At 60.3% G+C, this 13,750-nt stretch carries 14 protein-coding genes and 1 pseudogene; 10 read left to right on the top strand and 5 right to left on the bottom strand.

The features are described 5' to 3' along the window. Positions 1-4: 4 nt before the first annotated feature. Together AC56QP_RS01695 and AC56QP_RS01690 are read left to right on the top strand one after the other, a co-directional pair. Positions 5-676: a hypothetical protein gene (locus AC56QP_RS01695; protein ID WP_489861171.1), complete on the top strand. Its 672-nt coding sequence runs from the start codon at positions 5-7 to the stop codon at positions 674-676. Next, positions 676-1,380, top strand: coding sequence for a hypothetical protein (locus AC56QP_RS01690; protein ID WP_489861172.1), 705 nt, complete (start codon positions 676-678; stop codon positions 1,378-1,380). Before AC56QP_RS01695 ends, AC56QP_RS01690 begins: the two co-directional genes overlap by 1 nt. Positions 1,381-2,648: 1,268 nt before the next feature. Here AC56QP_RS01690 and AC56QP_RS01685 read toward each other — a convergent pair. Continuing rightward, positions 2,649-2,903: a hypothetical protein gene (locus AC56QP_RS01685; RefSeq protein WP_497109016.1), complete on the bottom strand. Its 255-nt coding sequence runs from the start codon at positions 2,901-2,903 to the stop codon at positions 2,649-2,651. 319 nt (positions 2,904-3,222) lie between these two features. On the opposite strand from AC56QP_RS01685, the gene AC56QP_RS01680 reads away from it, so the two are divergent. The 6 genes and pseudogenes from AC56QP_RS01680 to AC56QP_RS01655 all read left to right on the top strand — a co-directional run bounded on the left by AC56QP_RS01680 (position 3,223) and on the right by AC56QP_RS01655 (position 9,997). Then, on the top strand, positions 3,223-3,699 hold the full coding sequence (locus AC56QP_RS01680; RefSeq protein ID WP_497100843.1) for a GNAT family N-acetyltransferase: 477 nt from the start codon (positions 3,223-3,225) through the stop codon (positions 3,697-3,699). 2 nt (positions 3,700-3,701) lie between these two features. Continuing rightward, on the top strand, positions 3,702-4,694 hold the full coding sequence (locus AC56QP_RS01675) for a tail fiber domain-containing protein (RefSeq protein WP_489861174.1): 993 nt from the start codon (positions 3,702-3,704) through the stop codon (positions 4,692-4,694). Beyond that, positions 4,691-5,401: pseudogene (locus AC56QP_RS01670) on the top strand (phage tail tip lysozyme); the annotation flags it as partial. The gene AC56QP_RS01675 and the pseudogene AC56QP_RS01670, both read left to right, overlap by 4 nt. Positions 5,402-5,680: 279 nt before the next feature. Continuing rightward, positions 5,681-7,072, top strand: coding sequence for a hypothetical protein (locus AC56QP_RS01665; protein ID WP_489863714.1), 1,392 nt, complete (start codon positions 5,681-5,683; stop codon positions 7,070-7,072). Next, a complete protein-coding gene (locus tag AC56QP_RS01660) occupies positions 7,072-9,189 on the top strand; it encodes a hypothetical protein (protein WP_497103899.1) in 2,118 nt (705 codons plus the stop codon). Before AC56QP_RS01665 ends, AC56QP_RS01660 begins: the two co-directional genes overlap by 1 nt. A gap of 586 nt (positions 9,190-9,775) precedes the next feature. Beyond that, positions 9,776-9,997, top strand: a complete 222-nt coding sequence (locus AC56QP_RS01655; RefSeq protein WP_489861177.1) for a DUF768 domain-containing protein — start codon at positions 9,776-9,778, stop codon at positions 9,995-9,997. A gap of 615 nt (positions 9,998-10,612) precedes the next feature. On the opposite strand, the gene AC56QP_RS01650 is transcribed toward AC56QP_RS01655, so the two are convergent. Then, positions 10,613-10,942: a hypothetical protein gene (locus AC56QP_RS01650; protein WP_489861178.1), complete on the bottom strand. Its 330-nt coding sequence runs from the start codon at positions 10,940-10,942 to the stop codon at positions 10,613-10,615. A 58-nt stretch (positions 10,943-11,000) separates the two neighbouring features. Next, positions 11,001-11,129 (bottom strand): hypothetical protein, encoded by a 129-nt coding sequence (locus tag AC56QP_RS01645; RefSeq protein ID WP_489861179.1) that lies wholly within the window; start codon positions 11,127-11,129, stop codon positions 11,001-11,003. A 129-nt stretch (positions 11,130-11,258) separates the two neighbouring features. On the opposite strand from AC56QP_RS01645, the gene AC56QP_RS01640 reads away from it, so the two are divergent. After that, entirely contained in the window at positions 11,259-11,465 is a 207-nt protein-coding gene (locus AC56QP_RS01640; protein WP_489861180.1) for a hypothetical protein, read from the top strand. A 514-nt stretch (positions 11,466-11,979) separates the two neighbouring features. Here AC56QP_RS01640 and AC56QP_RS01635 read toward each other — a convergent pair. Beyond that, complete coding sequence (locus tag AC56QP_RS01635; RefSeq protein ID WP_489861181.1) at positions 11,980-12,444, bottom strand: Ros/MucR family transcriptional regulator; 465 nt, start codon at positions 12,442-12,444, stop codon at positions 11,980-11,982. A gap of 75 nt (positions 12,445-12,519) precedes the next feature. Then, entirely contained in the window at positions 12,520-12,810 is a 291-nt protein-coding gene (locus tag AC56QP_RS01630; RefSeq protein WP_497100847.1) for a hypothetical protein, read from the bottom strand. Between the two features lie 439 nt (positions 12,811-13,249). Here AC56QP_RS01630 and AC56QP_RS01625 point away from each other — a divergent pair, with 439 nt between their 5' ends. Beyond that, the gene (locus AC56QP_RS01625) at positions 13,250-13,582 is read left to right on the top strand and encodes a hypothetical protein (RefSeq protein WP_489861183.1); all 333 of its coding nucleotides are present in this window, start codon (positions 13,250-13,252) and stop codon (positions 13,580-13,582) included. Positions 13,583-13,750 lie beyond the last annotated feature (168 nt).

Below are 13,750 nucleotides of genomic sequence, written 5' to 3'. Positions count from 1 at the left end.
GAATATGGCCGAAAACCAAGCCCCGATGATCCGAGTGATGGGGTTCAAGACGAGCTACGAGATGCTGCCGATCAAGGGTGATCCGGTTACGGAGAAGTGCGACCTGAAGGGCTACAGGCTCGACGCAAGCGGGCGCCGCTTTCTCGAACGGCAGGCGGAGGACTGGGTGACCTATTCGCCCTCGCACTCGCCAATGAACACCAAGACGACCGAACGCGTTCGCCTGATGCTCCCGGACCCGTCGAAGATGGGCGAGGACCAGGACGGCGAGAAGCTGAAGTTCATGACGGCGCGCTGGATGCAGATCGAGCCGGCCTATGAGGCGTTCAAGAAGGGTCAGGATATCCCGGTCAACGGCATGGCTCTCGCTGCGTGGCCCGGCGTTTCTCCCGAGCAGGCCGAAGTCCTTCGCCTGTCTGGTATTCGGACGGTGGAAGAGGTTCGCGACCTTCAGGAAGGCCAGATGGACAAGGTCCGGCTGCCGAATATGCGCGAGATGCGCAAGCAGGCGAAGCTGTTCCTGGAAAACACCGACGCCGCCAAGGCATCCGAGCGCGAAGCCCAGAAGGACGCCATCATCGAGCAGATGGCGGAGCGCCTGGCTGCGATGGAGGCACTGCTTGAAGAGCAGACCCAGCCGGCGGCCAAAGGCAAGGGCGCGAAGGACGCCGCCTGATGTCCATTCTCGATGTGGTGAAAGGTGCAGCGACCGTACTCGGCATGGACGTGCCGACGCTGGTTTATGGCGCCTCCACCCGGGAAATGGTCGAGATGCAGGAACTTGCCAACGTCATGGCGTCGGAAATCGTCGACGCCTACGATTGGCAAAAGCTGCTGGTCTTGAAGACGTTCACAGGCGATGGCATTGCGGCCGATTTCAACCTCCCTGACGACTATGAGCGGATGCAGCAAACATCGTCGCTCTGGTCGTCCCGCTGGCTCTGGGCGACGAACCATCTGACCAGTCCGGACCAATGGCTTGAGCTTCAGGTGACGCCCGTCGCCAGCGTGAACGGCTACTGGATCATCTTCGGCGATCAGTTTCACCAGTGGCCGGTCATAGGCTCCGGCGAAACCGTGAAGTTCTTCTATGTCTCGAATAATCTGGTCAAAGCGAGCGACAATTCGCTGAAGACGATGTTCACGGAAGACGCCGACACGTTCAGGCTTTCCGAGCGTCTGCTGAAGCTGGCGATCATCTACCGGTGGAAGCAGAACAAGGGCCTTGCCTATCAGCAGGCGCTAGACGACTTCGAAACATTGAAGCTGCGGCTGATCGACAAAGATCCCGGCTCCAAGCCGGTAGTGTCTGGTCAGCCGCCCCTTAGCTGGCGTGGTCGCAATGTGGCGTGGCCTGGGACAGTCACAGGTGCGCCGTGAGGGCGGAACGCTTTCCTGGTCGCCGTAAGGCCGTTCCGGTCCAAGCGGCGGCTAGGTCTGAGCCGTATACCTTTGGCGCGCCTGTCGCTGGCTGGGTGACCAACCAGAGCCTGGTCAAATCCAAGCCGTTTTCAGCCCAGACGCTTGAAAACTGTCTCCCGACTTCGACCGGCATCATTTTGCGCGGCGGCTCTGTGAAGCGCGCGACTGTCGGCACAGACCCGGTTGAAAGCTTCATCACCTACAATGCCGGCGGCACGAAAAAAATTTGGGCCTGCGATGCTGCCACAATCCGCGATGTCACGTCGCCGGCTTCGCCGACCGTTCCGCCTGTCGCTTCCGTCTCCGGGCAGACATCCGGCTATTACTCCTACGTCAATTTCACCACGTCCGGCGGCTCGTTCGTGGTGGCGGTCAACGGCACAGATTTTCTGCAGCTCTACAGCACGACGTTCGACTGGTCGGCCGTCAACGGTCTCGCGACCTATCGGCTGAACTTCGACACCCAGACGGTCAACTATGTCGCCGGTCAGACCATCACGGGCGGCACCAGCGGCGCAACCGCGACCGTGGTCAAGTCGATCGACAATGGCACGACCGGCTCTCTGTTCATTCAGAGTATCACCGGCACGTTCCAGGACAACGAAACCGTCACAGGGTCGATTGCCGGCTCTGCCAAGGCGGACATTCCAGGCGGCGTGGTCCAGATCTCCGCCGCGATTACCGGCGTGGCGACTTCGGCCCTGTCTCATGTCTGGCTCTACCGCAACCGCCTTTTCTTCATCGAAGGCGGCACAATGCGCGCCCGCTATCTCGGCGTTGACAGCGTGACCGGCGCCCTGGGCTCGCTCAACCTGTCGGGCATTTTCCAGCGCGGCGGCTCGCTGCTCTTCGGCGCGACATGGTCGCTCGATGCTGGCGACGGCATCGATGACAAATGCGTCTTCGTCACGACTGAGGGCGAGGCAGCAATCTTCGAAGGATCTAATCCGGCCGGCTCGACGCAAGCCGAATGGAACTTGGTAGGTCGCTATGACCTGACAGACCCGCTGGGCAAGCGCGCGACGATGCGAGCTGGCGGCGACCTGATCGTCGCGACGAAAGAAGGCTTGGTGCCTATTTCGGCGGCGATCAACAAGGATGCAGCCGCCCTGTCGCTTGCGGCTATCTCGCGCAATATCGAGCCCGATTGGAAGCGTGAGGCCGCCAGGCGGCTTTCCCTGCCTTGGGAAATCATCAAATGGCCGGATATGAACTACGCCATTGTCTCATTGCCGGTCACGGCAGATGGGCAAGAGTCCTGGGCATTCGTCGTCAACCTTGAAACTGGCGCTTGGTGCAAGTTCGTCGGCTGGGCCACGCGCTGCATCGAACTGCACGATAGCCGGCTCTTTTTCGGGACCAATGACGGAGAGGTTTTCGAAGGCCAGATTAGCGGCAACGATGACGGCCTGCCGATCTATTACACCTATGTCGGCAATCCCGACCATATGAAGTCGCTGGGCGGGCTGAAGACCGTGCATCAGGCCCGGCCGACCTTTCTCAGCGCTACGCCGTACAATCCGAAAATCTCATTCTCGGTCAACTATTCCGTCCAGCTCCCCCGGCACCTGCGGCGGCCGATGGCGGGTCTGCTGACCTTTGGGATTCCGGCCAGTGGGATGTTGCGAAATGGGACCAGGCCCAGCCGGTGGCGTCAGTCGGCGGCGGGCAATGGATTTCGGTTGGAAAGACCGGATACGTCATGCAGCCGCAGTTGCAGATCACAGGCTTCCTTAATCAGCGACCGGCCACCGAATTCGTGCAGCTCGACGTCACCTTTGAAAACGGGGGCATCGTCGTATGACCGACTACCGGATCACCATCGAGAACTTCGGCGCGGCCTATGTCGACGTCCAGCCCTTGCTGGTCCGACACTATGGCGAGATGCAGGCTCGGCTGGAGGGGCAGGGCATGCGCTGCCCGCCGTACAACCCACGGCTCGGGACCTATGTGGCGTCGAGCGACAGCGGCGACATCCTGCTGTTCGTCGTCAGGACCGAAAAGGGGGAGGCCGTCGGCTACGCGCTGATCTGGCTCGCCCTCGACATGCACAACAGCGAACTCATCTCGCAAGAGGATGCGATTTACGTCCGGCCAGATCACCGGAACGGGATTGGCATGAAGCTAACCAAGCACATTCTGAACGAACTTCGCTCGCGCGGCGTCAAGCGGGCTCACGTCACGACGATGACCGACCTTCGCGTTGCCAAGCTCTGCGAACGGGTCGGCTTTCGTCACACGGCCCACGCAATGACCCTGTTCTTCGAGGACAACTGAAAATGTGCGCTCCCAAAGCTCCGGCTCCGCCCGATCCCAAGGAAACCTCCGCCGCGTCGACCGCAACGAATGTCGGCACCGCGATTGCCAATGCCAATCTGGGCAACGTCAACCAGGTGACGCCCGACGGGAGCCTGACCTATGACCAGTCTGGTACCTACAAATGGAATGACCCGTATACGGGCAAGTCCTATGACATCCCGACCTACACAGCCACGCAAAGCCTGTCGGATGCCGGCAAGGCGATCAAGGACCAGACCGACGCGGCGCAACTGAACCTCGGCAAGCTGGCCAATTCGCAATCGGCGTTCCTGAACGACTTCCTAGCCAAACCGGTCGATCTGTCTAACGACGCAACCGAAGCCCGGTTGATGGATCTCGGCATGAAGCGCCTTCAGCCGGCGCTGGATGCTCGTCGGCAGTCCAACGAAGCCGACTTGATCAACCGTGGCATCCGTCCCGGTTCGGACAACTACGCCCAGGCGCAAAACATCCAGGACCAGGGCGAAAACGACGCCTACAACTCCCTGCTGCTGTCCGGTCGCGGGCAGGCCGTGCAAGAGGCCTTGGCGCAGAATTCGGCGCCGATCAATAATCTGACGGCGCTGCTCTCGGGCTCACAGGTTAGTCAGCCGAATTTCGTCAATGCCAACATGCCGACCATCCCGACCACCGACACGGCCGGGCTGATCAACACGAACTACAATCAGAAGCTCCAGGCATGGCAGCAGGACGCGGCCAGCAGCAACGATCTGCTCGGCGGTCTCTTCGGTCTCGGCGCGAACCTGATCAAGTTTTCGGACCGTAGGCTGAAAAAGAACATCAGGGCGATCGGCACCTATCCCAATGGCCTGACGAAATACGTCTTCGAATACCTGTGGGGGGATGGCGAACAGGTCGGCGTCATGGCTGACGAGGTTCGCGCCTATCGCCCCTATGCGGTGACGAAGGTCGACGGCTTCGACGCCGTTGATTACGGGAGGGCCTTCGCATGACGGTGCAGCCGGGTTTCATCTTCGGCGGGGACACTGGCGTACAGACGCCGGAAGAACTCGCGCGCCTTCGCGCCATCGCTGACGCTCTTCGCGGCCCTGTGGCGCCGAAGACGGTCGGGCAGGGCCTTTCTGCGGTCGGCGAGGCTCTTGGCTACCGCTTGGCCAACGGCAGGGCCAACAAAGCGGAAGCAGATTGGCGCAAAGGCGGTGACAGCGTGTTTTCGGCGCTGTTTGGCTCCACTGGCGCTGGCGGGGCTCCCACGGCCGACAGCGGCAACGTTGCAACGCCCAGCCAAGGCGGCGCGGCTGGCCCGGCTCCGGACCTGTCGGGCAACGACATCTATTCCGGTTTCATGGACACGGTGAAAAGCAAGGTCACCAATCCCAATGGCCTCGCAGCCGTCGCATCGACTGCGAACGCTGAAAGCCGGTTCAATCCGAAGAACGCCTTCGGATCGTGGTCGGACCCGAGTGAAAGCGGTCGGGCTGGCACGGCTGGCGGCATCCTGTCTTGGCGCGGCCCGCGTTTCGAGGCGATGCGACAATTCGCGGCCAAGAACGGCGGCGATCCCAGCAATCCTTCGCCGCAGCTCCAGGCACAGTTCTTCCTGCAGGAAGACCCGACGCTGATCGATCGGCTGAACGCGGCGAAGTCGCCGACCGAAGCCCAGCAAATCATGAACAACGCCTGGAAATTCGCGGGCTATGATCGACCAGGCGGCGAGGCCGCGCGGCGTATCGCACAGGCAAACTCGTTTGTATCGCGGTTCAGCGGTTCCACCTCGGACCCGGTGAAAGTCGCGAGCCTTGACCCCGCCGCAGGGATGGCACCCGCAGCCGGCAGTGCCGTCGCCAACGCGCTCGTTGCTCCTGCCGCCTCTGGACCGCAGCAGACGCCCGCGCAAGCCCTGTCTGGGGTTCCCGTGCCTGCGCCTGCCTCTCGCGTCGTGCAGTCTCCGCGTGCCGCTGACGGTGGCGGCGCGCCGATGCTTGGCGCCAACCCGACTCCCGGTGCTATCCGCAAGGGACCGGATGGCAAGACCTATCAGTATGTCGAGACGACCGGCATGGCTGGCGCAACAGGCGACCACGGATGGATTCCGGTCAACACTGGCGCGGCTCCGGCGGCGCAGAGTGGCGGCGTTCAGGTCGCGGGCGGCGGCCCGACCGTTCAGCAGCTCATGCAAGCGGCGACAGATCCCCGGTTGAGCCCTGAACAGCGTGGCGTCGTCAGCCTGCTCCTGAAAAAGAAAATGGACCAGGCCGACCCGGCCACGCAAATGGAGATGGAAAAGAACCGCCTCGAAATGGAGAAGACCCGCATCGAGACGGAGCGGCTGCGCAACCCGCAGATGACGCCGGCCGAAAAGGCGCGGCTCGACTTCGACGAACGGAAGCTTCAGGCAGATCAAAACAAGCTGATCGAAGTCGGCGGCTCGCTTGTCGACCCTAACACGCATCAGGCCGTCTATACGGGGCAGCAGACCGATTGGGAGAAGCTGGACGACAACACGCTCTACAACAAGCGCACCGGAGAATCGAAGTCCATCGCCCAACAGGATGGCGGCAAAGCGCCTTTGTTCAAAGGCACGTCGGTTGACGCCCAGGCACTCAACTGGCTCGTTCAGAATGGCAAGTTGACCGAAGAGCAGGCCGCCCAGGTCGGCGCCGGAAAAACGATCACCGGCCCGAATGGGGAAATGATGTTCCTGACGCCCTCTGGTATCGTCGCGCAGATGCCCGGACAGGCGCCGCAACCGATCACGCCGCCCGCCGCTGCTTCGCCTGGTCCTGCTGCTCCCGGACCAGCGCCAGCCACACCGCCGCCTGTGCAGACGCCGCCCGCTGCCGTCCCTGAACCGACAAGCCCGCGCGCAGCGAATCCGCCTCCAAGCCCGAACACGGGCATTGTGCCGCTGACTGGTCCGAAGTCGAAGCCGCTGAATGAGCAGCAGCAGCGGGACGCCAAGCTGTATTCAGTGGTCGGTCCCGAACTGAAGATTGTCGAGGATAATTTCTCTGCCCTATCCAATCTGTCGGATCAGGCGCTTTCGGCCGTTCCGCACGGTTCCGACTATGGAGCCGATTATCTGAAATCGCCCGAATATCAGCGGGCGTCGAACTCGCTGCGCACCATCATTGCCTCCTACCTCTACAGCGTGTCAGGCGCGACTGCGGCGCCGGCCGAAGTAGAAAATCAAGCAGCGATCCTGACGCCGAAGCCGGGCGAGGCGAAGGCCTCTGTTGATGACAAGCTGGCGCGCGTCCGGCAGATGGTCGACGCCATCAAGAACGGCGGGGACAATGCACCTCCCGCTTCTGCCGGGACGGGTGCCGGCACGACGAGCAACGGGCTGAAATGGAGCCTTGAACCGTAATGGCAACGCTCAACATCCAAGGCCAGAAGGTCAAAGTCGACGACGCCTTTCTATCGATGACGCCCGAGCAGCAAAACGCGGCTGTTGAAGAGATTGCCAAGTCGCTGCCGGCGGCTTCGACGCTGAGCGGCGACGCCGTCGATGCAGAGGCGCGGGCAAAGGCCGGCATAGCTAAAGCACAGGCGATCATGGCCAGCGGTGGCCCCAAGGCAAAAGGTGGCCACGATGCTCCCGCTTTCGTGCCCAATCCCGACATGGGCGCTGGCGGAACCTTCCTCACTTCGACGGGGGAAGGCGTCCCGATCGCTGGGCCGTACATCGACAAGGGCCTGACCGCAGCGTCTGCTGGCATCGGCTCACTGTTGACCGGAGAGCCTTACTCCAAAGTCAATGCCGAAATGACCCGCATGAACGAGGTGAGCCGCGACGCTCATCCCGTCGCGCGCACCCTCGGCAACGTGACGGGAGCGGTTGCCGGTACGCTGCCGGCTATGATGGCGGCACCGGAGGCCTTCGGCATTGGTGCTGCCAGCATGCCCATTAAAATGCTCGCGAGCGGTATTACTGGTGGCGGCATCAGCGCGGCAGATAGCGCTGTTCGCTCCGGTGGTGACCCGTGGGAAACGACCAAAGGCGGTTTGATGGGCTTGGGAGCCGGGATCGCGGGGCCAGTCGTTGGCCCGATCATCGGCAAGGGTGTGAAGGCGGTCGCCGACAATCTGCACGTTGGCGCTATCGCTCGGGCCCTTGGCCTCGACAAGCGGGCCGTGTCTGTCCTGGCGGACGCCGCGCGACAAGATGCGATTGACCCGGCTGCTTTGGCAAAGCTCGGCAATGACGGCATGGTAATGGATCTTGGCCCCAACATGCGCCACACGGCCGGAGCGATTGCGGCCACGCCGGGCGAAGGAAAGCAGATTGTGCGCAGCGCGATCGAGGCTCGCGAAACGAGCGCAAACCAGCGCATTCGAAGCGCACTTGATCAAGAGCTAGGCTCGGCGCCGGTCCCGTCTCGGATCAATGCCGGCATAGAGGCCAACCAGCGGGCGCTTTCACCGGAATACCAGATGGCGCTGCGAGACGCCGCCCCGGTCGATACCCTTCCGATTGCGCGCTATCTCGACCAGGAAGTACAGACATTGCGTGGCGAGCCACAGCGTGCCGTGCAGCGCGTGCGTGGCATGCTTGACCATGCGCCGACGCCACAAGAGATTGCCCAGGCGCGCGCCAACGGCCAGCCGCCCCCCGGAACGTCACTCGTAACTGACGCTGGGGAGTTGCTGAACACCCGGCAAGCCATCGACGATATGCTGGAAACGACACAGGGGACGAACGCCATCAATGCGCTGACCACGGCGCGTCAGGCTGTCGACGACGAGCTTCGCGCGTCGGTCCCCGGTATCAAGGAAGTTGACGCGAAATATTCCGAGCTGGCACGCCAGCGTGACGCGGTGCAGCGGGGGCAGACGGTCCTGTCCAGCGGTCGCGAATCGCCACGCCCTGCCGAACTCGCCCAGGAGTTTCAGCAAGGCGCGCTGCCACAGGGCATGCAGATTGGCCCGTCTGCTGTGCCTGTCAGGCTTCGGGAAGGCGCGCGCGCTGAGATTGAGCGTATCGTTGGCACCAAGGCAAACGACCGCGTTGCGCTTCAGCAGATAATCAAAGGCGAAGGCGACTGGAACCGCGACCGACTGGCGACGCTATGGGGCAAGGATAGGGCCGATAGAATTATTGATCTGCTAGACCGAGAAAAACTCTTTGCCGACACGTCGAGCATTGTCACGCGAAACTCTGAAAGCGCAGCGCGCATTGCCGCCCAGGATGCCGTCACGGGCGAATCGGGCAGGGGCTTCGGCGTACCGGAAGCGTTCATGGCCGGCGGCGTTCGCGGCGCGGCCCGAGCTTCTGGCTACAAGGCGGCGGAGAAGGTACTTGCCGCGCTCCGGTCGGGAGGGAACGAGAAAGCTGTATCGGAAATGGCACGGGCGCTGACAACTGGACAGCAGAGCCCGGTGTTGGCGGCTCTCATGAAGGCCGGTCGCGGATCTCCGTTGCAACAGTCACAGGTCGATCGTGTCGCCCGGGCGCTTCTGCTGTCCTCTGCCGAAGGTCGCTGAACGGTCCATCCATATGCCAATGGCGAACATCAGCATGACGACCAGGGCGCCAGACAGCGCTCCATAGGCAAATTGCGGCGTCATCTGATCCAGGATCCAGCCTAGCCCCTGTTGGATGCCCGCAAGTATGGCAACGAAGAGCGCGGCGGCAATGAGTTGAAGTGCGGCGTTCCTGGACATGGGGCGGCAAGATATGCCGAAATCCACCTGATTGAAAGACCAGCGGCGGGTTTTGAATTTTCAATTCGTCTAAGGCGTTCCGGGACGATATTTAGCGCTGGCTAATTGAATTGCGGTTTTGCGGGTCCGTTCATGCGTTTGAAGTCCGTCCGGCTTTGAATCCGACCTTGGTGATTTCGAGGCGCCCTCGGACCGGTAAGCCGACTGTCTCCCTTGCAACTCGCCGCCGGCACGCGGAACCAAATCAGGGGTCCGCAGCTTCTAAGCTTCAACGAAACATGCTGAAGGCGCATCTAATGTTCAGTGACAAAGAAACACGAGTTTTGGAAGCAGGGCTGTTCGCCGCAGTGCCGCTCTCAATCCTGATCGCGGTGGTGATGGTTAGCCTCACGTTTGGCTGGTTTGGATGAGCACACGCGGCATCAACTTCCTAGATCAATGGCTAATCAACAATGTCCCGGAGACGACGACGGCGGACGTCATCTCAGTCGACGAACTCACACACAAGGTGATCGCCGACGCCAAGGCGCTCGGCATCAAGCGGGAAGAAATCGATGAGGAAGTCGACAGCCTCTATCGAACGATTCTCGATGCCATCGTCCACTATGACCCAGGCCTGCCGGAATAAGCGCATTTCACTTGCCGGCGCTATCGGGATCGGGAATACACTCTTCCGTTGCGGCGATCCCATCATCGGAGATTGCCATGCCCCACAAGACCCTCGCCGATACCGTGGCCGCCCGTGAGACCATCTACTTGAACTGCGGGCATCCGGCGTGCTGCAGGTCGACAAAGCTCGATATCCAAGCGCTTATCAATCGGCTCGGCGCGGACCACGGTTCCATGCATTGGGATCTGGTCCGGCTGTTCGCAACGCTGCAGGACGTGACCGCCAACCTGTGTTCTTCACGGTTGTTCCTGATTACGAAGCCCTCCAGGCGAAGCGCAATCGCGACTGGAAGCCGACCTTCGAGTGAGGGGCGTAGGTTACCCCTCACGAAGTTCCTGGGAAGCCGCGCGCAAGCTGGAAACTGACCAGTCAGAGGAAGCCTTTGACCGCGTGTTGAAAAGGTGGTGAAGGCGGTTCCACCGAAGGACGAAACCCCAAAGAAAAAGCCCGCCTAGGCGGGCTTCGTCTTAATGTCCGAACAGCGAATGGTGCTTGTCCTTGGGTCGCCCGCGTAGCGCAAAATAAAGCGCAGCGCCGAAAACCAGTGCCGCGAGAGGCACGAAAACTAGGAATTCATTCATAGCCGTCCTCCTTTTTCATCAAGCTAAGCGTCAAGTGCCCCATGATATGTAGGGCGAAACCGGCTGACGCCCAACTTAATGACCACAATTGTATGGTCTGCTGGTTAATGGCAGGTACTATCACAGCCGCCGCTATCATGCCAACCGCTAGCGTGTTCATCGCGCTAGTTGCATATTTGACGCTCTCATTGAAGCGCTTCGCGTCACGGGAGTTCCCGATTTCCGGAACTACGATCTGGTGGAGCGCCCCATAAACCAGAAGAAACTCAACGATCAGAAATAGCACACCCCAAACAATTTTATAAGATTCGATACCAAACATCCTCGCCCTCCCTTGGAGGGATCGAACATATATGGAACCGGGATCCCCCGCCATTCCCCTACGGCTGGGTAGCGCTTTCCACGCTGCTCGTCGGAGCATCCCCGGTATACAGGGCGATAACCGAGACCAGGACACCAAACCCGGCGGCAATGGCGATGATAATGGCCACCATGATCGCTGTCTTCATCCGCTCGGATTCCATGACCGCATTCTAAAGCGGTCGGGATTGCCGTTCAAGGCACTGCTAAATTAGCGGATCAAGATTCACCTGCATGCCAGGATTCGTGCTTTCATCCGATTTTAAGAGGAATGCACAATGCAGCGCATACGCAAGTCAGGGCCAAAAGGGGTTACTCGCCCGTTCAATCCGATACCAGACATCACAGGCGAAATGAAGACCGACGAAAAAATTGCCGAAGCCCTAGAGCATATCGCGATAGCGCTGTCCGCAATGGACCATAATTTAGAATTGATCGTAGGGAAGCTTGACGGCCTTCTGAGGATTCAGTCGACGCGAAAATAGCCGTTGCTTCTGAGGAGCCGCTCATATCGCTAAGCAGCGAGGGATGGGTGTGACCCACTCTTGCCGCTCGACCTACAAAACCGGCACGCAACCCGGCCTACACCCTTGTAAAAGCCCGCCACCGTGAAGCAGCGGGCTTTTGATGGGAATTCAAACGCGTCGCATGGGCTGCGCTTGGCATCATCGACCGCGCGGCGGTCCTGCCTGATTTCAATTGCCTCTATCACCTGGCTTGTGGCCAGCATCGCGGGGGTCACCAGCCATGCTGAAGCTGGTCGTCGTTGCGACCGCGGTAGTGCACAGGACGACGATAGCCAGCACCCTAAATATTGCGCTTCTCATGTTAGTTCTCCCGTATGTTCGCTGAAGCCGGGATCATCCAAGCTTCGGTTAACAACCCTGGAAACATATCAACATTTCTCACGGGAGGGACTACGCCAATTGGGTATCCTATTGTATCCGTTCGACGGACTCTGGCCCTAGGTGTGTTAGGCTCACTTCTCGCAGGTGCCCGTCAGGATGGGCGGCCAGCCTTCGCCCTCCGCTTAGCCTTAGGCTGCGGCACCGCCTCAAAGGCCGCAGCCTTGCGGCCGAGCCCGCTAGCCTTGGCGAGCGCCGACCGAGTTGCGGCGTAGTTCGGAGCTACCATCGGGTAGTCACGGGGCAATCCCCATTTGGCGCGGTAGGCGTCAGGCGTCATTCCTAACAAGCCGAGATGGCGCTTCATTGACTTGAATTTGCGCCCATCTTCCAGGCTGACGATGTAGTCGGGAAACACCGACTTCTTCGGGTTGACCGCAGGTGTTTGCGGCTCTAGGGCCGGCGCGATCGGCCCGCCAACGCTCGTCAGCGACAAGTGAACCGATGCGATCAGGTCCGATAGGCCCGCAACTGGCAATGGGTTATTGCTTACATAGGCAGAAACAATATCCGCTGTAAGCTCGATAAGCTCTGGGCCGGCGGTTGTTTGGACGGTCATATGCTGATTGATCCCTTTGTTGTTTGGACAGCTAATACTTGAGGCACCTCAGCGGCGCAATACGATGATGGGGCGTCACGCGCGCCCCTCTGTCTCGCTGTCGTCATCGAACTCATGCACTGGCAGATAGGCGTTCGTCTCCAACCACTCCCTCAATACGATCTGGACGAGGTCCGACCGACCTATCTTCATCTCGGCGGCAATGGAGTTCAGAGCTTCTTCGGTCGCCGGGTCCAGCGGCACGCCAGCCACATTTCGGAGCATGAGCGCCGCACGCCGCAAGATGATCTGCAGATCCGGCCGCGACATATCCGCAATCCTGTTGGCGGCGCTTTCGAGCTCGTCGGCGATGGATATTCGGGCCATAGCAAGATGCTTGCGGATTCTAGCTCCTCTCACAAGAGGCTTCCGTCCACACCAATCCCTGTTGACCCTGTGTTTATCGGTGACGGAATCGCTTCTTGATTGGAAAGTGCCTTCTTGACCACATCAGATCGTTCGCGGCGGGCGGCGGTCGAGAAAGAGGGACTGAGCAGCGATGTACCTAGCCGACATTTCGAAGCACGCCAACAGCGCCCAAAGTCGACGACGTCGACTTCGGAAGCGAGGTGTCACCGCCTCCGGCGCACTGATCTGGTCTGAAGAAGAAAACGGGAAATGCCGCGAGCTGTTCCCAGACTATCAGGCCCTATGCAGAGCGCTCCCTCATCGGACCATTTTAGCGATAAGGCATCATTGCAGCGAATTACAACTAGCCAAAAGATTGCCCATCTGGACAGCGCAGGAGCAATCCCGATTCCGGAAGATGTTCACCACCGCCAGCCGCAAAGAATTGCTTGAGGCATTTCCGAACCGTAGCTCGGCAAGTCTTATGCACAAGGGGCAGAAACTTAATTTGTCTCGACCCAGGGCTGCCTACATCACTACGGGTGATGACCTTCTTGATCGCCTGAGGGAAGAGTGTTTCAAACGGAAACTATCCATGCAGGACCTGGACCTCTTTGCAAACGGAGGAGGCTACTTCAAAAATAAGAGTTGGAAGGGAAAGCGGGCAAAGAGATATTTCAACTACGGAGCTATCGTGCGGGGCATCTATGCCCTGGGTGGAAAGCTCGCGATCGAGTGGGGCGAACAATGAGCGACTTCTTTCAGCGCGTTGAGCGACAATAGGGCACACGATCCGTTTTGGGCGAAATGGATGGCGATCGAAATCTAGCGCCCGAACCAGCACGGCGCGACGTTGTGGCCGGTGCAATGCTCGGTGAAGATGGCTTGTAGCCGCTTTGCCGACATGCGGGTGCGGGGT

This window comes from Mesorhizobium sp. RCAM 05104 (assembly GCF_059683645.1).
This window is presented reverse-complemented; position numbering and strand designations above follow the sequence as displayed.

Bases quoted from the DNA above. Each gene is read 5' to 3' on its own strand.
- AC56QP_RS01695 (WP_489861171.1), top strand. From the start codon at position 5: ATGGCCGAAAACCAAGCCCCGATGATCCGAGTGATGGGGTTCAAGACG.
- AC56QP_RS01690 (WP_489861172.1), top strand. From the start codon at position 676: ATGTCCATTCTCGATGTGGTGAAAGGTGCAGCGACCGTACTCGGCATG.
- AC56QP_RS01685 (WP_497109016.1), bottom strand. From the start codon at position 2,903: ATGCACGGTCTTCAGCCCGCCCAGCGACTTCATATGGTCGGGATTGCC.
- AC56QP_RS01680 (WP_497100843.1), top strand. From the start codon at position 3,223: ATGACCGACTACCGGATCACCATCGAGAACTTCGGCGCGGCCTATGTC.
- AC56QP_RS01675 (WP_489861174.1), top strand. From the start codon at position 3,702: ATGTGCGCTCCCAAAGCTCCGGCTCCGCCCGATCCCAAGGAAACCTCC.
- AC56QP_RS01665 (WP_489863714.1), top strand. From the start codon at position 5,681: ATGCTTGGCGCCAACCCGACTCCCGGTGCTATCCGCAAGGGACCGGAT.
- AC56QP_RS01660 (WP_497103899.1), top strand. From the start codon at position 7,072: ATGGCAACGCTCAACATCCAAGGCCAGAAGGTCAAAGTCGACGACGCC.
- AC56QP_RS01655 (WP_489861177.1), top strand. From the start codon at position 9,776: ATGAGCACACGCGGCATCAACTTCCTAGATCAATGGCTAATCAACAAT.
- AC56QP_RS01650 (WP_489861178.1), bottom strand. From the start codon at position 10,942: ATGTTTGGTATCGAATCTTATAAAATTGTTTGGGGTGTGCTATTTCTG.
- AC56QP_RS01645 (WP_489861179.1), bottom strand. From the start codon at position 11,129: ATGAAGACAGCGATCATGGTGGCCATTATCATCGCCATTGCCGCCGGG.
- AC56QP_RS01640 (WP_489861180.1), top strand. From the start codon at position 11,259: ATGCAGCGCATACGCAAGTCAGGGCCAAAAGGGGTTACTCGCCCGTTC.
- AC56QP_RS01635 (WP_489861181.1), bottom strand. From the start codon at position 12,444: ATGACCGTCCAAACAACCGCCGGCCCAGAGCTTATCGAGCTTACAGCG.
- AC56QP_RS01630 (WP_497100847.1), bottom strand. From the start codon at position 12,810: ATGGCCCGAATATCCATCGCCGACGAGCTCGAAAGCGCCGCCAACAGG.
- AC56QP_RS01625 (WP_489861183.1), top strand. From the start codon at position 13,250: ATGTTCACCACCGCCAGCCGCAAAGAATTGCTTGAGGCATTTCCGAAC.